This window comes from Streptomyces sp. NPDC111744 (genome assembly GCF_055634995.1).
This window is the reverse complement of the sequence record NZ_JBVKCG010000005.1, coordinates 412802-430015: the sequence shown is the minus strand read 5'-3', so window position 1 is coordinate 430015 and position 17214 is coordinate 412802. Positions and strand designations below refer to the sequence as shown.

Genomic DNA, 17214 nt, shown 5'->3' with positions numbered 1-17214 from the left:
CTTCCGATGCCGGATTACGTCAGCTGACGTCCGACGGGTCCAGCCGGTAGAGCGTCGAGGTGTTGCTCCGGGTGGTGGAAGTGGAGCCGGAGGATTTGGAGTTCGAGGTCGAGCTCCCCGTCGTGGACTTGCTGTACGCGCTCTCCTTCACCACCGTCCCGTTCTTCTGCACCCAGCTGGTCACCTCGGAGTTGAGCGTGCTGTTGCCGCCCATTCCGCCCCCGCCGAGCTGGATGTAGTGCAGCTTGCCCGCCTTCACCAGTTCCTTCAGCTTGGCGACGGTCATCGCCTTGTCGGATCCGGTGAAGCCCCACATGGAGATCACGGGCTCCCGCGCACTCAGCTCGATCTGGGCCGCGGACTGGGAGTTGGAGACCGCGAGCAGCCAGGTGGCGCCGTCCATGTGCTTCTTCAGATACGCGATCAGGTCGCTGCTCACGCTGCCACCCATACCGCCGCCGAAACCGCCTCGCCGACCGGCGCCGCCTGCCTCACCGGTGCTGCCGGTTCCGCCCGTGCCGTTCGGTGGGGTGCCACCGGTACCGCCGGCTGCACCGCCCGGCATCTCGCCGTTCGTGCCGCCGGGGAAGCCGCCGCCCTGCTGGGTGCCGCCCGGCGCCTGGCCGTTCGTACCGCCAGGACCGCCGGTGCCGCCGGTCGCGCCCGTACCGCCGCCCGGCGCCTGGCCGTTCGTGCCGCCGGGGAAGCCGCCGCCCATCTCGCCGCGGGCCTCGGCGTTCCGGCCGCCCGGGAAGCCGCCCCGGCCGCCGCCGCCGAAGCCGCCGCTGCCCGTCGAGGGGCCGGCCGTCGGGTTCGTACCGCCCATGCCACCGCCGCCGGAGCCGCCGAACGGCTCCGCCGCCGCGTACGCCGTCGGGCCGGCCAGCGCCGCGATCACGGCTGCCGCCACCGAGGCGGTGAGCAGCCGGGCCCGGTTGCCGGGCCGGAAGAGGATCATGCCGACGATGCCGGCCACCGTCAGCACGCCGATCGTCGGCCACAGCCAGGTGTTCCAGCCGGAGGCGCGACGGAGGAGGACGATCGCCCAGATGCCGGTCACGCCGAAGGCGGCCGGGAGGACCCAGATCCACCGCTTGTCGGTGCGGAACGCGTGCAGCAGCATCACGCCACCGCCGCCGCACAGCGCCGCGATGCCGGGGGCCAGCGCGGTCGTGTAGTACGGGTGCATGGTGCCCTGCGCGGTCGCGAAGATCACGTAGTGCAGCAGGGTCCAGCCGCCCCACAGGACCAGCGCCATCCGGCGGAGGTCCGTGCGCGGGGCACGGCCGCACAGCACCAGGCCGCCGACCAGGGCGATCGCGGAGAAGGGGAGCAGCCAGGAGATCTGGCCGCCGAGGATGTCGTTGAACATCCGGCCGAGACCGGCGGAGCCGGAGAAGCCGCCGCCACCGCCTCCGCCACCGGCGCCGTTGCCCTCGCCGCCGAAGACGCGGCCGAGACCGTCGTACCCCATGATCAGGTTCCAGGCCGAGCCGTCCGTGGAGCCGCCGATGTACGGGCGGTCGGAGGCCGGGACCAGGGAGACGGCGATCGCCCACCAGAAGCTGGAGACGGCCAGCACGACCGCGGCGAGCGCGAGGTTGACGATCCGCTTCACCCAGGGGGCCTTCGACGCGTACAGGTAGAGCGCGAAGACGGCCGGGAGCGCGATCCAGCCCGCGAGCAGCTTGGTGTTGAAGGCGAGGCCGAAGCAGGCCGCCGAGCCGAGCAGCGGAAGCAGCTTCTCGTCACGGGTGGCGCGGAACGCCAGCGCCGCGCCCGCCACCATCAGGAAGACCAGGAGCGTGTCGGGGTTGTTGTCGCGGTTGATCGCGACGGTGATCGGGGTCAGCGCGAGCACCAGCGAGGCGACCGTCGCCGCGCCGTGGCCCCAGATCCGCTTCACGTTCGTGTGCAGGATCCAGATCGCGGCGAGGCCGGCCGCGACCTGCGGCAGCATCATCTGCCAGGTGCCGAAGCCGAAGATCCGGCACGACAGGCTCATGACCATGGTCGCGAACGGCGGTTTGTCGACGGTCAGGAAGTTGCCCGGGTCCAGCGAGCCGAAGAACCAGGCCTTCCAGCTCTTCGTACCGGCCCAGATGGCGCCGCTGTAGAAGGTGTTCAGGCTGGAACCGGAGAGGTTCCAGGAGTAGAGCACCGCCGCCAGGATCAGGATCGCGATCAGCGCGGGCAGCGACCAGCGTGGTGCCTTGTCCGGCAGGGGAGCCGCGGGGGTGGCCGTGGGGGACGCCGTGGGCGGGCCCCAGTCGGGGGACACGGGCGTGTGGGGGACGGGATCGGTGGCAGATGTCACCATCCCACCATGCAGACGGCCGATGGGTGAGGGCTGTGCCGATCCTGGGCGCAGGCTGTGGGTGGATGAGATGTGGGTAAGAGAGCGGCCGGTGATCCTCGGGTACGACCGCCCTCCGAGGCCGCTGTCTCAGTGTGTGCGGACCGACAGCCGGTAGAACCGCGTCGTCTGGGCCGCGTTCTGGTTGTCGTCGCTGACCAGGAGGACCTTGTACGCGCCCTTCGAGCGGCCCGTGACCACCATGCCCTCGATGTTGTCGAGGAGCGGGTTGGGCTGTGGCTGCTTGGCCGTGGCGCCCAGGGTCGGGCAGGTCGCGATGTCCGTGAGCAGCGTCTTCTTGACCAGGCGGACGCCGGCCTGTCCGGTGAGGTTCTCGATGTCGCTGGTGTCCGTGGCGTGCCGCGGGTCGGCCACGAAGAGGCGGACGGTGTTGCCGACACCGGCGGTGAAGCCGCGCTCCAGGACGAGGAGGCGGCCGTCGGGCAGCGCCTGGACCTCGGGGACGCCGAGGATCGGGTCGTCGGTGCGGTAGGCGTACTGGGCCGACAGCCTGAAGTGGTCGCCCTTGGTGCGCTGCCAGGTCTGGAAGCGGACGATCCCGGCGGTGTCGCCGGAGAGGGCGTACTCCATGGAGGCCAGCAGGGTGCGGCCACCGTTGAGGAGGGTCAGGCCCTCGAAGGTCCGGTTGGTGGTGGCCCGGCCGGCCGGGGAGACCAGCAGCGACGACGGCACGGGGAGCCGGTCGAGGATCTTGCCGTCCACCGAGTAGCGGCGGATCGACGGCTCGGTCTCGGAGGTGATGAGCCGGGTGCCGTCGCGGTCCACGACCAGACCCTCGGAGTCCAGCGCGGCGCCGTTCTCGTCGGCGAGCTGGACGACCTTCCTCGGCGCGAGCGTCTTCGCGTCGAGGTCGAAGAGGGAGGACCGGTCGGAGAGGGCGACGAGGGAGCCGTGCCGGTCCAGGGCGAGCGCGGAGAAGTTGCCGACGAAGGTGCCGTCGAAGGTCGTCTTGTCGAGGGCGTCGGAGAACCCGTCGATGGAGACCGAGGACGAACACGCGTGGGCGGTGCCGGTGTTGGTCGCGTCGGTGCCGGTCGCGACGGCGTTGGCGGACCCGGCGGCGGACAGACAGGTGGCCGCCGCCAGGCCGGCGGTGACGGTGGCGAGTACGGTTCGCAGGCGCATGGCCGTCACCGTATGGGGATTCGGTGACGGGCGGGAGGCCCGTCAATGAAAGATCGGACCGGGGTCAGCTCGCGGCCAGGTCCTTGTGAACGACCTTTGCGATGCCCTGGATCGTGGTGATCCCGTAGTTCATGGTGCTGTTGTCGTGGGTCAGCACGGACATCATGTAGTCGTGGCCGCCGCCGGTGAACGTGCCGAGGCTGTGCACCCGCCAGCCGTGCGTGGAGCGCTGCAGCCAGCCGTTCTTGACGTGCACGGAGACCCCGGACGGGGCGCCGTACGGCGTGCCCCACCGCTGGGACGAGATGACCTGCCCCATCAGCTTCAGGATGTAGGCCCGCGAATTGTCGCTGAGCACAGTGTTCTTGGCGGTGACGAGCGCGAGCAGCCGCTGCTCGTCGTGCACGTCGATCTGGGTGAGGCCCCAGTAGCCGTTGGCGCCCGGGGTGGTCTGGGTCATCCCGGCGGCCGTCAGGAACGCCTTGATCTTCGTCAGGCCCAACTGCTTCCACAGCTTGCTGGTCGCGTCGTTGTCCGACTTGGTGATCATGGCCTTGGTGAGCGTCTGCTCGGTGGTGGTCAGGTACCGGTTGTGCTTCTTCGCGTCCCACAGCAACGTGGCGAGGACGGTCACCTTGACCGCGCTGGCCGAGTCGTAGTGCGTGGTGTCGCGGAGCGTGCAAGTCGTCTTCGTGGAACGGTCGTAGAGTCCGACGGCGATGGTCCCCTTGCGGTTCGCCATCGCCGCGGTGATGTCCTTCTTCAGCTTCGCGGCCAGGCCCGCCTTCGCGGACGTGCAGCTGATGGTGGGAGCGGCTGCCGAGGCGGGTGCGGCCACCCCCGCGGTGAACGCGGCCCCGCCGACAATCGTCGCCAGCACCCTGGCGCGTCTGGATATCCGGTGAGTCATAACCGGATTGACACGTGAGTCCGCACGAATGGTTGTACGGGCTGGGAGGGTTTGACGAGTCGTTATCGGCCGCCGTCAGCTGTTCGGCCCACGCAGCCCCGTCCTGGCGCCACGCGGTAGCGGAGGTGGACGACCCTTGAGCCGAAGGTGCGGGTCCCGACGAGTTCGAGGTCCACCCGGCGCTCGCGCCGGGGAAAGAACGGAATGCCACCGCCGGCCGGCACCGGGTGGACCCTGGCCCGGTACTCGCCGATCAGACCCGGCGCTGCCGCCTCGGCGGCGAGAGCCGCGCCGCCGATCGCGATGTCGCCCTCCTCGGGCTCGGCTCGCAACCGCTCGATCTCCTCCACCAGGCCGCCGGAGGCCAGGCGGGCATTGCCCTGCACCGCCGAGGGCGTGGTGGAGAAGACCACCTTGGGGAGCGGCTTCGAGAGCGCGGCCCACTCGAGCATTGGGCCGTCGAGCGAGGGATCATGGTCGGCGGTCTCCCGGTACAGCATCGTCTCGTACAGCCGTCGTCCCAGCAGGTGGACGCCGACCTCTCGAATCTCGTCGGTGACGAAGCGGAAGACCTCCTCGTCGGGCGCCGTCCAGTCGAAGCCGCCGTCGGGCCCGACGACGTAGCCGTCAAGTGAGACGCCCATCGAATACGTCACGCTGCGTATCGGACGTCCTCCGCGGCAGGGGTTCGACAGTACGGCCGACGGACGCCGCAGGACTCGTCGCCGCTCGCGGGGTGCCCTCGGATCTCCAGCCCTCCTCGTCCCCAGGTCCCGGATTTGTTGCGGAGGGATGAAATCCGGTTCCGTCCGTGTTGTGGTCATGCGGCAGAGCAGGGCGAACGGAGGGCGGTCGCGTGGCAGCGCAACAGGGGGAACCACAGGGCTGGGCGCGCAGGCTGGCAGGGTACGCCTGGCGGCACCCCAAGGACGTCGTACTCGCGCTCGGGTCCTCGCTGGCCGGCATGGCCGTACTGGCCCTCGTGCCCCTGATCACCAAGGTGATCATCGACGACGTGATCGGCGACCACAGCCGGTCCATGGGCCCCTGGGCCGCCGCCCTGATCGGCGCCGCCGTCCTTGTCTACGCGGCCACCTACGTCCGCCGTTACTACGGCGGCCGGCTCGCCCTCGACGTCCAGCACGACCTGCGGACCGAGATGTACGGCACCATCACCCGGCTCGACGGACGGCGGCAGGACGAGCTGTCCACCGGCCAGGTGGTCGGCCGCGCCACCAGCGACCTCCAGCTGATCCAGGGCCTGCTCTTCATGCTGCCGATGACCATCGGCAACGTCCTTCTCTTCCTGATCTCCCTCGGGATCATGGCCTGGCTGTCGCTGCCGCTCACCCTGGTCGCCCTCGCCGTCGCCCCGGCCCTGTACTGGATCGCCAAGCGCAGCCGCAGCAAGCTCCACCCCGCCACCTGGTACGCCCAGGCCCAGGCCGCCGCCGTCGCCGGCGTGGTCGACGGCGCCGTGAGCGGTGTACGCGTGGTGAAGGGCTTCGGGCAGGAGGAGCAGGAGACCGGCAAGCTCCGGGAGGTCGGGCGGAAGCTGTTCGCGGGGCGGCTGCGCACCATACGGCTGAACAGCAGGTTCACCCCGGCCCTGCAGTCCGTCCCGGCTCTCGGCCAGGTCGCCATGCTGGCCCTCGGAGGCTGGCTGGCCGTCCGCGGTCACATCACCCTCGGCACCTTCGTGGCCTTCTCCTCCTACCTCGCCCAGCTGGTCGGCCCGGTCCGGATGCTCGCCGTCGTCCTCACCGTCGGCCAGCAGGCCCGCGCCGGCACCGAACGCGTCCTGGAGCTGATCGACACCGAGCCGACCCTGCGGGAGGGGACCAGGACCCTGCCCGCCGACGCGCCCGCGACCGTCGAGTTCGACGACGTGTCCTTCGGCTACGACCATGAGCGCCCGGTCCTCAAGGGGCTGAGCTTCGAGATCCGGCCGGGCGAGACCCTCGCCGTCGTCGGCTCCTCCGGCTCCGGCAAGTCCACGGTCTCCCTGCTCCTGCCGCGCTTCTACGACGTCACCCACGGTGCCGTCCTGGTCGGCGGCCACGACGTCCGCGAGCTGACCTCCGACTCGCTGCGGGCGGCCATCGGCCTGGTCCCGGAGGACTCCTTCCTCTTCTCCGACACGGTCCGCAACAACATCGCCTACGGCCGCCCCGACGCGACCGACGAGGAGATCAAGGAAGCCGCCCGCGCCGCCCAGGCCGACCGTTTCATCACCGAGCTGCCCGAGGGCTACGGCACCAAGGTCGGCGAGCAGGGCCTCACCCTCTCCGGCGGCCAGCGCCAGCGCGTCGCCCTCGCCCGCGCCCTGCTCACCGACCCCCGGCTGCTGGTCCTCGACGACGCCACCTCGGCGGTCGACGCCCGCGTGGAGCACGAGATCCACGAGGCGCTCAAACACGTGATGCGCGGCCGCACCACCCTCCTCATCGCGCACCGCCGCTCCACCCTCAACCTCGCCGACCGCATCGCCGTACTCGACGGCGGCCGCCTCGCCGACATCGGCACCCACGAGCAACTCCAGGAGCGGTCCCCCCTCTACCGGCGGCTGCTCACCGACCCCGACGAGCTGGGCGGTGTCTCCCCGGGCCACGCCCTCCCCGAGATCCCGCACGAGGACACGTCCGTGCGGGACGAACTGGACGCGGAGTTCGACGCCGAGCGAGGAGTGACCCCGCGCCTGTGGACCGGCGACCGTACGCCCAGGGACCTCGCCCTCGCCGGCACCCCGGCCACCCCCGAACTCCTCGCCCAGGTCGACGCGCTGCCCCCGGCCACCGACACCCCCGGCATAGACGAGGCCCGGGCCGTACGCCCCGAGGACTCCTACGGTCTGCGCCGGCTGCTGCGCGGCTTCGGGCGCCCCCTTCTCGTCAGCCTCGCCCTGGTCGCCGTGGACGCGGGCATGGGCCTGCTGCTGCCCGTGCTGATCCGGCACGGCATCGACCAGGGCGTCACCAAGATGGCGCTCGGCGCGGTCTGGGCGGCCTCGCTGCTGGGGCTGGTCGCGGTACTCGCCCAGTGGGCGGCCCAGGTCGGCGAGACCCGGATGACCGGCCGTACCGGCGAACGCGTCCTCTACTCCCTCCGGCTGAAGATCTTCGCCCAGCTCCAGCGGCTCGGACTCGACTACTACGAGCGGGAGTTGACCGGCCGGATCATGACGCGGATGACGACCGACGTCGACGCCCTGTCGACCTTCCTCCAGACCGGGCTGGTCACCGCTTTCGTCTCCGTCGTCACCTTCTTCGGCATCATGGTCGTCCTGCTGGTGATCGACATCCAGCTCGCGCTGGTCGTCTTCGCCACCCTGCCCCCGCTGATCGTCGCGACCTTCTTCTTCCGCCGGGCGAGCGTGAAGGCGTACGAACTCGCCCGTGAGCGGGTGTCGGTGGTCAACGCCGACCTCCAGGAGTCCGTGTCGGGCCTGCGGATCGTGCAGGCCTTCCGGCGCGAGCGGGACAGCGGCCGCCGTTTCACCGAGCGCAGCGAGAGCTACCGCAAGGCCCGCATCCGCGGCCAGTGGCTGATATCGGTCTACTTCCCGTTCGTCCAGCTGCTGTCGTCGGTGGCCGCGGCGAGTGTGCTGATGGCGGGCGCCCACCGGGTGGAGGCGGCGACGCTCACCACCGGTGCGCTGGTCGCCTACCTCCTCTACATCGACCTGTTCTTCGCGCCCGTCCAGCAGCTCTCCCAGGTCTTCGACGGCTACCAGCAGGCGACCGTCTCCCTCGGCCGTATCCAGGAACTGCTCCGCGAGCAGACGACGACGCGGGCGGCGGACCAGCCGCTGGAGGTGCCCGAACTCCGAGGCGAGATCGCCTTCGAGGACGTGCACTTCGCGTACGGCGACGACGAAGAGGCCCTGAGCGGCATCGACCTGACCATCCCCGCCGGGCAGACGGTCGCCTTCGTCGGCGAGACCGGCGCCGGCAAGTCGACGCTGGTCAAGCTGGTCGCACGGTTCTACGACCCGACAGGCGGCCGGGTGACGGTCGACGGCACGGATCTGCGCACCCTGGACCTCACCTCGTACCGCCATCGCCTCGGGGTCGTTCCGCAGGAGGCGTACCTCTTCCAGGGGACCGTCCGGGACGCCATCGCCTACGGCCGCCCGGAAGCGACCGACGCCGAGGTGGAGGCGGCGGCCCGTGCGGTCGGCGCCCACGAGATGATCGCCACCCTCGAGGGCGGCTACCTCCACGAGGTGGCCGAGCGCGGCCGCAACCTCTCGGCGGGCCAGCGCCAGCTGATCGCCCTGGCCCGCGCGGAACTCGTCGACCCCGACGTCCTCCTCCTCGACGAGGCGACGGCGGCCCTGGACCTGGCGACGGAGGCCCAGGTCAACCTGGCAACGGACCGGCTGGCGGGCCGTCGTACGACGCTCGTGGTCGCCCACCGGCTGACCACCGCCGCCCGCGCCGACCGGGTGGTGGTCATGGACCACGGCCGGGTCGCCGAGGACGGCACCCACGACGAACTCCTCGCCCGCGACGGCCGTTACGCCGACCTGTGGCGCACCTTCATCGGCCAGGCAGAGGAGCCGGAGGAACCGGTGGGCGCGACCCGCTGACCTCTCTTGTGGCACGACTGCTCCTGGTTTCCGGCTCGAAGCAGGGCACGCAGCCGATCAACACATCGCAGGGGGGGCGGACTCGCGTTCCTGACGGACGTGCAACCATCCGACATACGTCGGGCGTCCGTACATCAGTACGGCCATGGCTGGTGCGCGGTTGCGGTACAGGAGGGGACGACTGTGGACAGAGGGGTCATACGCCGGGGGCTCGCGCTCGGCGCGGCCGTGCTGGCCGCCTCCGGGGCGCTCGCCCTCGTGGCACCGGCCGAGGCCCAGGCCGTGACGGCGGCCGACTGCGCCGGACGCGAGGTGCGGACCCTGCCCTTCGCCACCGGCACCGTGCACATCTACCGGCAGGGCGCTTACGTCTGCGCGATCACGCTCCCCAAGAAGTCCGGCGGCAAGCGCGTGATGTCCGTCAGCGTCCAGGCCCGCGGCAACCGCCCGGTCGTCGACAAGGGCGAGTACAGGTACCACGCGGGCCCGGTGACCGTGCACGCCGGGCATCGGTGCGTGTGGGTGAAGGGTGCGGTCGGCCGCAGCTCGGCGAGTTCCGGCTGGATTCTGTGCTGAACGCCCTTACGTCCCCTCAATCCCCCCTGGTGTGACGGCAGTTGCTCCGATAGCTTCCGGCGCACATCTGTCACACAGATTCCAGGGGAGTGCGCAAACGCCCGGTGTCCCGGACCACGTGGGACACGGTCCGCATGGACACCCCGGCCCGCTCGGCCACCGCCTTGAGCCCGATCTCCGCACGCATCGGGCCACTTCAGGGGGCGGAACCCGGCTGTGGCCGAGGCCGACATGGAGCGTTCACAAGCGGCGGGCGCAGCCCACCGGCCGTTCGCCGCCGAGCTGGACGTACAGGGCCGTCGACGCCGGGCACCGGTCCCGCGCGGTCACCGCCCGCACCACCTTGTACTGCGGTTTCCGCTTCCCCGAGCCGTCACAGGCGGTCTCCCGGACCTGGCCGTGGCCCGAGCCGTAGACACAGTCGCCGACGATCGTGCGCGGCCCGCCGCCCCCGCCGGGGTCCCCGGGGTGCGGCGGCTCCAGGTTGCGCATACAGGCATAGCCCTGCGGGATCGTTCCGTCACCGCCCACGTCGCCGCTGGTGCGCTGGGCGCCGATGTGCAGCACGAAGTCGGTGGTGGCCGGGCACGCCGATCCGGCGGCGATGCCGCCGTCGTACCGGGCGACGACCCGGGCCGCCGCCCGCTCGCTCGTGCAGGGCACCTCGGTGAAACTGGCGGTCCCGAACGAGCTGCACTCGTCGACCGCGAGAAACCGTGCACCGTACCCGGACACCGTCGGACGCGCCGTCGACCGCGCGCTGCCCGCCGGCTCCCCTGGCGAGGACGGCCGGCACCCGGCCGACAGCAGGGCGACGGCGAGCGTCACCAGCACCCCCGAAAGACGTCTGCTCCTCATACCCACCCCCTGCCAGCGTGGCCCGTGACCACGGCCCATGCCAGCTGTGCGGCAGGCTTTCCGCCTGTTAGGGGTATTACGCCCGATCCATTACGTACGTCTCATACGTCAGCCCATGGCCGATCGGGTACAGCACCTGCGCCGGATCGTCCGCCCGCTGCACCGGCACCGGCAGCCTGCCGCGCGGCGCGACCCGCCCGGCGATCACCCGCGCCGCGGCCCGCAGTTCGACGTCCGTCCAGGAGTAGGACGCCAGACAGGCCTTCACAGTGGGCAGTTGGGCGATGTCGTACGGATTGCGCACGGCCACCGCCACCACCGGCCGGCCGGTCGCCACGAGCTGCTCCACCAGCCGCTGCTGTCCGCCGGCCGCCGTCACGTTGTACGTCCCGACCACCACCGCGTCCACCCCCTGCGCCGCCGCGACCGCCTTGTCGATCGTCGCCGCGGAGGGTGCCGTACCGGTGGACAACGCGCTTGCGGCGAAGCCGAGTTCGGTGAGGGCGGAGGCGAGCACGCCGGTGGGCGGGCCCGTCGTACCGGACGGGGAGGCCGGGTCGGCGCCCACCACCAGCACCTTGCCGTGCGTGCGGCGGGACAGCGGGAGCAGCCCGCCCTCGTTGACCAGCAGGGTGGTGGTGCGCTCGGCGATCCGGTCGGCGGTGGCGAGGTGCCGGGCCGTGCCCACCACCCGGCCGACCTCCTTGGCGTTGACGTACGGCCGGTCGAGCAGCCCCAGCCGGGACTTCAGCCGCAGGATCCGCAGGATCGACTCGTCAAGGCGCGCCTCGGTCAGCTCCCCGTCCTGTACGGCCTTCAGGACGGCGTTCCAGGCCACGTCCAGGGTCGGCGGGTTGAGGAGCTGGTCGGCGCCGGCCTTCAGGGCGAGCACGGGCACGCGGTCGTCGCCGTACTTGGTGCGCACGCCCTCCATCCCCAGCGAGTCGGTCACCACGACCCCGTCGTAGCCGAGTTCGCCGCGCAGGATGCCGGTGAGGACGGGGTGGGAGAGGGTGGCCGGGTCGCCGGAGTCGTCCAGCGCCGGGAACTGGATGTGCGCGGTCATGATCGAGTCGATGCCTGCCTTGACCGCCGCCCGGAACGGGACCGCGTCCAGCTTCTCCCACAGCTCCCGGCTGTGCGTGATGACCGGGAAGCCGAAGTGGCTGTCCACGGAGGTGTCGCCGTGCCCCGGGAAGTGCTTGGCGGTGGCCGCGACCCCGGCGTCCTGGTAGCCCTGCACCTCGGCGGCGACAAGCGCGCCGACCGCGTCCGGGTCGGCACCGAAGGACCGTACGCCGATGATGGGGTTGGCCGGGTTCACGTTGACGTCGGCGTCGGGGGAGTAGTCCTGACGGACGCCCATCGCCCGCAACTCCGCGCCGGAGACCCGGCCGAGGGTACGGGCGTCGGCGCGTGAGCCGCCCGCTCCCATGGCCATCGCACCCGGGAAGAGCGCGGCGGGCCTGCCGATCCGGCAGACGGCGCCGTGCTCCTGGTCGGTGGCGACGAGGACGGGGAGGCCGCGCGGCTGGTCCAGGGAGGCCCGCTGGATCCCGTTGGACAGTTCGGCGATCTGCCGCGGATCCCGGGTGTTGTGCGCCCAGGTGAAGTAGATGATCCCGCCGACGCGGTACCGGGCGATCAGCTCGGCGGCGGTACGGACACCGATCTCCTTGAGGTTGGCGTCGATGTCGGCCTGGTCGGGGGCGGTGGCGGAGTGGCCGTAGACCCGCATCACGAACAGCTGGCCGACCTTCTCCTCAAGGCTCATACGGGAGATGAGGGAGCGGAGCTTCGCGTCGTCGGAGCTCTTGTCGTCGGAGCCGAAGGCGTACGCGCTGTGGCCGACGGTCAGTCCCGCGGTGACGCCCGCGGTCGCGGCGAGGACGGTGCGTCTGGAGGGCACGTGCGCTCCTTCCGGTGGAGAACCGGCTGAAGGAAACTTCCGTAGGCACACCAATATTCGGGAAGTTTCTTTCCGTCAAGGTAATGCACAGGGCCTGCCCGGTGCGTCAGCCCGAAGGACAGGAACGGCACCCGTTCGGCGGACGTGGGCGGGGTGTGGTGCGTGCGGCTGCAAGGCGGAGGAGGCGTGGACATCAGCCGCTGCCGCGGCGGGCGACGCGGTGGGGGCACCCCCGGCCGAAGACCGGGGGACGTCGGCGAGTGACGACAACGCCGCTGGGGGTCCCCCCCCTCTGGGGGAGCGCGTGCCACACCCCGCGTCCTCGGGCTGACGCACCGGGCAGGCCCCGACCGGAAAGGGGCCGCCATCGGCGCATTGGAAGGGGGGCACGTCGATGGCGGCGGGCCGGCGGCCGTGGTGCGGCGGAGAGGGTGGGTCAGCGATCGCAGCCAGCAGCGAGGGCCGACACCACACCACGGAGACTCTTCCGACAGCCTGAGGGTTGGACGGACGGGGCGGATGCCGGGTTCCCGACTTCGGGAAGTCGGGAGCGGAGGGATTGAAGGTACGTCAGTGAAGCGCCCCGGAAGGGGCGCGGTGCTGCGTCGACATGCGGCATCGCCGCGGACCGGACGACCGTCCGCGGCACTGGGCGGCTCCACGGCCTCACCGTCAACATGCGGGACTTCTCCGACACCATGTCCACCCTCGCGGCGATCGCCCCGTTCGCGGATGGTCCCGTACGGATCGATGACGTGGCCAACACGGTGGCGGAGTGGCCGCGGTGCCGTAAGCGACTGGAGGACCGGGTGGCGAGGTTCACCGCCCCACGCTGAGCCGACGAACCGTGCTCACGCCGACTCGTTGAGCAGCCGTGCCAGGTGCTCCCGGCCCGCCGGCAGCAGGCCGGGCAGCGGGGCCGCCGCCTCGTACCAGCGCTTCTCGTACTCCCAGCACAGCCAGCCGTCCCAGCCGTGCCGGGAGAGCACCTCCACGCAGTCGGAGAGCGGCAGTATCCCGGCGCCGAGCGGCAGCGGTGTGGTGTCCTCGGCCGAGGCGATGTCCTTGACCTGCACATAGCCGAGGTGCGGGGCGAGGGCCGCGTAGGTCTCCGCGGGCTGCTCGCCGCCCAGCCAGGTGTGCATGACGTCCCAGAGGGATCCGACCATGCGGTGGCCGACCGGGCCGAGCACGCGGATCGCGTCGGCGCCGGTGCGATGCGAGTCGTGTGTCTCCAGCAGGACCCGGACACCGAGCGCGGAGGCGTCCTCGGCGACCGTGCCGAGCCGCCGCGCGGCGATCGCGTCGGACTCGGCGGTGGGCAGTGCCGGATCGGCGCCGGGGAAGACCCGGACGAAGGGGGCGCCCAAGTCGTGGGCCAGCTGGAGGAGTTGGCGTACCTCGTCGAGGACCGGGGCGTCCTCGCCGGGGGCCGCGACACGCGCGTACCCGGCGACGCCCAGGACCTCCACCCCGGCCGCCTTGAACTCGGCGGCCACGTCCGCCCGCGCGGCCGGGCCGAGGCCGGGATGCACCGGTTCCTCCGGATGGGCGCGCAGTTCGACGCCGTGATAGCCGTGGGCGGTGGCGAGCGCCAGCACGTCCGACACCGGCAGACCGGGAACCCCGAGGGTGGAGAAGGCGAACCTCATGCTCACCAACCTACTTCTCACTCGCCGGTTCCGTGCAGATCCAGTCGCCAGTCCTGCCCGACCAGATCCCTGCCGAAGGAGCGGTGAGGTGTCTCGGCGGTGAGGACGAAGCCGTGCCGCTGGTAGAGACGGCGGGCGGCGGCGAGGACGTCGTTGGTCCACAGCACCAGCTCCCGGTAGCCGACCCCTCGCGCGAAGCCGATCACGGCGCCGACCAGCCGGTCCCCGATGCCGAGCCCCCGGGTCTCCGGCTCGACGAGCAGCAGCCGCAGCCGTGCGGTGCCCGGGGCGTCGTCCCGTACGCACATCACACAGCCCACCGGCCGCCCGGCCCGCTCGGCGATCCAGGTCCGCTCCAGATGCGGGTCGTGGTCCTCGGCGTAGTCGGCGACGATCCGCGCCACCAGGCCCTCGTAGTCGGTGTTCCAGCCGTACTCGGCGGCATACAGCGCGGCGTTGCGCTGCACGATCCAGCCCAGGTCGCCGGGGTGCGGTTCGCGCAGCACGACCTCGCCGGCGCCGTCGGGGGCGTGCGCGTCGCCCAGGATCGTACGGATGGTGCGCATGGCCTCGGCCAGCCGTGGCCGCTCACCGGGGTCGACAGCCCCCAGCAGCGAGCCGACCGTCTCCCGGGCCCGCTCGTCGAGCAGCTCGGCGGCGGACCGGCCGCCCGCGGTGAGCGACACCCGCCGGCGCCGCGGGTCCTTCTCCGAGGGTGAGCGCTCGATCAGCCCGGCCTCCTCTAACTTGTTGAGGATCCGGCTCAAGTACCCCGCGTCCAGTGCGAGGTCGGCCCGCAGGTCGGCCGCGTCGGTGTCGGCGGAGTGCGCGAGCTCGTACAGCACCCGGGCCTCGGTGAGGGTGTACGGGGCGTAGAGGTGGCGGCCGTAGTCGAGGGCGCCGATGACGTTGGTGTAGAAGCGGTTGAAGGCACGGATGTCCTGGACGGTCATGGCTGGACCCCGATGGTTGACTGAGTCAGAGATGCCGTGCCTCCGAGGCTATCCCGCCATCCCGCCCGGCCGGAAGGTCCGAACGGCGGTCCCGCGGCCTTTACTTGTTCTCGCTGTCCGGCTTCTGTCGTGCTTTTGACTTCGTGTCGCCTGCGCCGTAGGTTTATACACGAACGTCACTAATGTCCGTTTCAACCTCGGATATGGCGTGGTCCGCCAGAGAGAGCCCGTGCGGTGCGGAGAACCGGCATCAAGGGCGGCGGACGCGCTCAGAGCTGCGCGCAGGCTCTGGAGCGCACGCAGGGCGGCCCCTTCTGCGGTCGCCGTAAACACCATACCCTCGGAGAGGGGCGAACCATGCGCGCGCACAGCAGACGTATGAAGAGAGCGGCCATCGCTGCGATCTCGGCACCCATCCTGGCGCTCGCTGCCGGAGCCGGAGTCGCCAGCGCAGCCACCAGTTCCGCGCCCGACCACGTCGTCACTTACCAGGACGACGGCGGCGGCGGTCACGGTGGCGGCGGCCACGGCGGCGGCGGCGACCACGGCGGCGGCGGCGGCCACGGCGGCGGCGGAGACCGCGGCGGCGGCGGCCACGGCGGCGGCGGAGACCGCGGCGGCGGCGGCGACCACGGCGGCGGAGACCGCGGCGGCGGCTGGGGTGGCGGAGACCACGGCGGCGGCTGGGGCGGCTGGGGCGACAGCTACCGCGACAACGGCGGCGGCTGGGGTGGCGGCGGCGGTGGCTGGGGCGGCGGCTGGGGAGACTAGCCAAGCCACAGCCATTGACGCTCTCTGACAGCAAAGGGTGGATCCGGGTGCCCGGCCTTCGGGCACCCGGACCCATGCATCAAAACCCCTGCGGGCCCCGGCCCGGGGGCCGTGGAGGCGGTGACCGGATGAGGATCGTCTGTGTGGGCGGAGGCCCGGCCGGCCTGTACTTCTCGATCTCGGCGAAGCTGCGGGACGCCGGGCACGAGATCATCGTTGTGGAGGCGGACCCGCCCGAGGCCACCTACGGCTGGGGCGTCGTCTACTGGAACGATCTGCTGGACATCCTGTACCGCAACGACCCCGAGAGCGCACGGGCGGTGAGCGCCGGCTCCGTGCTCTGGCAGCAGCAGGACATCCACGTGCACGGCAACCGTTACGACGGCACCGCGCACTTCGGCGGCTACGGCTACAGCATGGGCCGCGCGGCCCTACTCGGCGTCATGACCCGGCGCGCCCAATCCCTCGGCGTGGACGTACGGCAGGGCGAGCGCCTCGCCGACCCCGCCGACCTGCCTGACGCCGACCTGGTCCTGGCCGTCGACGGTGCGGGCAGCCGGCTCCGGCAGAGCCGCGCCGAGCACTTCGGCCCGCGCATGGAGACCGGCCGCAACCCCTACATCTGGCTCGGTACCGACCGGCAGTTCGACAGCTTCGTGTTCGCCTTCGAGGAGACCGAGGCCGGCTGGATCTGGTTCCATGCCTATCCGTCGTTCAAGGGGATCAGCACCTGCATCGTGGAGTGCTCCCCCGAGACCTGGCAGGGCCTCGGCCTCGACACGATCGACGAGGAGGACGCAGTACCCCTGCTGGAGAAGATCTTCCACCGCGCCCTGGACGGCCACTCCCTGATCAGCAGATCACGCGGTGCGCCGGCGAAGTGGCAGCGGTTCACGCACATCAGCAACAAGACCTGGGTCGACGGCACCGACGCAGGCCCGCCCGTCGTACTGGCCGGCGACTCCGCCCACACCACCCACTTCACCCTGGGTTCCGGTACCCGGCTCGCCATGATCGACGCGATCGTACTGGCCTCCGCCCTGAAGGAGTTCCCGGATCCTCGGACCGCGCTGCGCGAGTACGACAAGCGCCGCCGCGCGGAACTGCACCCCGTCCAGGCGGCGGCGCGCACCAGCATGGCCTGGTTCGAGCACCTCGACGACTACCTGGACCGCGATCCTGTCGACTTCGCCTATGCGATGGCAGTCCGCCAGGGCCGCCAGGCCCCCTGGCGGTACCAGGCCCACCTCGCCACCCAACTGGCACCGGTACGGCACGCCCGACGGGCCTACGACACGGGGAAGCGCTGGTACCGCGACCGGAAGAGGGGCGAGGCACCGCTGCCGCTGCTGGGGCGGTCCGTACGGGGCAAGCGCTGAGACGAGCACGGGAGCGCCCGGGGGCGCCTGAGCCGCGCCCCTCCTCGCCGATGCCGCCGAAGCGCGACACCGAGGACTGGCCGGAACCGCCGAACGACCGCCGCACGGAGGCC

At 71.4% G+C, this 17214-nt stretch carries 13 protein-coding genes and 1 pseudogene; 5 read left to right on the top strand and 9 right to left on the bottom strand.

All coding sequences use genetic code 11. The features are described 5' to 3' along the window. Positions 1-19: 19 nt before the first annotated feature. The 4 genes from ACZ7OO_RS14650 to ACZ7OO_RS14635 all read right to left on the bottom strand — a co-directional run bounded on the left by ACZ7OO_RS14650 (position 20) and on the right by ACZ7OO_RS14635 (position 5077). Positions 20-2317, bottom strand: coding sequence for an ArnT family glycosyltransferase (locus ACZ7OO_RS14650; protein ID WP_471504805.1), 2298 nt, complete (start codon positions 2315-2317; stop codon positions 20-22). Positions 2318-2446: 129 nt separating this feature from the next. Further along, positions 2447-3502 carry an esterase-like activity of phytase family protein gene (locus tag ACZ7OO_RS14645; RefSeq protein ID WP_471504804.1) on the bottom strand — a complete coding sequence of 352 codons (1056 nt, stop codon included), beginning with the start codon at positions 3500-3502 and terminating at the stop codon, positions 2447-2449. 64 nt (positions 3503-3566) lie between these two features. Continuing rightward, a complete protein-coding gene (locus ACZ7OO_RS14640; RefSeq protein WP_471504802.1) occupies positions 3567-4412 on the bottom strand; it encodes a serine hydrolase in 846 nt (281 codons plus the stop codon). Positions 4413-4474: 62 nt separating this feature from the next. Beyond that, a complete protein-coding gene (locus tag ACZ7OO_RS14635; protein ID WP_471504937.1) occupies positions 4475-5077 on the bottom strand; it encodes a dihydrofolate reductase family protein in 603 nt (200 codons plus the stop codon). Positions 5078-5268: 191 nt separating this feature from the next. On the opposite strand from ACZ7OO_RS14635, the gene ACZ7OO_RS14630 reads away from it, so the two are divergent. Together ACZ7OO_RS14630 and ACZ7OO_RS14625 are read left to right on the top strand one after the other, a co-directional pair. Next, positions 5269-9003 (top strand): ABC transporter ATP-binding protein, encoded by a 3735-nt coding sequence (locus ACZ7OO_RS14630; RefSeq protein WP_471504800.1) that lies wholly within the window; start codon positions 5269-5271, stop codon positions 9001-9003. Positions 9004-9186: 183 nt separating this feature from the next. Next, entirely contained in the window at positions 9187-9579 is a 393-nt protein-coding gene (locus tag ACZ7OO_RS14625; protein WP_471504798.1) for a hypothetical protein, read from the top strand. A gap of 70 nt (positions 9580-9649) precedes the next feature. On the opposite strand, the gene ACZ7OO_RS14620 is transcribed toward ACZ7OO_RS14625, so the two are convergent. The 3 genes from ACZ7OO_RS14620 to ACZ7OO_RS14610 all read right to left on the bottom strand — a co-directional run bounded on the left by ACZ7OO_RS14620 (position 9650) and on the right by ACZ7OO_RS14610 (position 12346). Then, a complete protein-coding gene (locus tag ACZ7OO_RS14620; RefSeq protein WP_471504796.1) occupies positions 9650-9766 on the bottom strand; it encodes a LacI family DNA-binding transcriptional regulator in 117 nt (38 codons plus the stop codon). A gap of 53 nt (positions 9767-9819) precedes the next feature. Next, positions 9820-10437: a hypothetical protein gene (locus ACZ7OO_RS14615; protein ID WP_471504795.1), complete on the bottom strand. Its 618-nt coding sequence runs from the start codon at positions 10435-10437 to the stop codon at positions 9820-9822. A 76-nt stretch (positions 10438-10513) separates the two neighbouring features. Further along, entirely contained in the window at positions 10514-12346 is a 1833-nt protein-coding gene (locus ACZ7OO_RS14610) for a glycoside hydrolase family 3 protein (RefSeq protein WP_471504793.1), read from the bottom strand. Between the two features lie 617 nt (positions 12347-12963). On the opposite strand from ACZ7OO_RS14610, the pseudogene ACZ7OO_RS14605 reads away from it, so the two are divergent. Continuing rightward, positions 12964-13113: pseudogene (locus ACZ7OO_RS14605) on the top strand (3-phosphoshikimate 1-carboxyvinyltransferase); the annotation flags it as partial. Between the two features lie 84 nt (positions 13114-13197). Here ACZ7OO_RS14605 and ACZ7OO_RS14600 read toward each other — a convergent pair. Together ACZ7OO_RS14600 and ACZ7OO_RS14595 are read right to left on the bottom strand one after the other, a co-directional pair. After that, positions 13198-13998: a sugar phosphate isomerase/epimerase family protein gene (locus tag ACZ7OO_RS14600; protein WP_471504791.1), complete on the bottom strand. Its 801-nt coding sequence runs from the start codon at positions 13996-13998 to the stop codon at positions 13198-13200. Positions 13999-14015: 17 nt separating this feature from the next. After that, positions 14016-14951, bottom strand: a complete 936-nt coding sequence (locus tag ACZ7OO_RS14595; RefSeq protein WP_471504789.1) for a bifunctional helix-turn-helix transcriptional regulator/GNAT family N-acetyltransferase — start codon at positions 14949-14951, stop codon at positions 14016-14018. A 378-nt stretch (positions 14952-15329) separates the two neighbouring features. Here ACZ7OO_RS14595 and ACZ7OO_RS14590 point away from each other — a divergent pair, with 378 nt between their 5' ends. Continuing rightward, the gene (locus tag ACZ7OO_RS14590; RefSeq protein WP_471504787.1) at positions 15330-15722 is read left to right on the top strand and encodes a hypothetical protein; all 393 of its coding nucleotides are present in this window, start codon (positions 15330-15332) and stop codon (positions 15720-15722) included. A gap of 128 nt (positions 15723-15850) precedes the next feature. Beyond that, positions 15851-17101 (top strand): FAD-dependent monooxygenase, encoded by a 1251-nt coding sequence (locus tag ACZ7OO_RS14585; protein ID WP_471504785.1) that lies wholly within the window; start codon positions 15851-15853, stop codon positions 17099-17101. Positions 17102-17214: the final 113 nt, after the last annotated feature.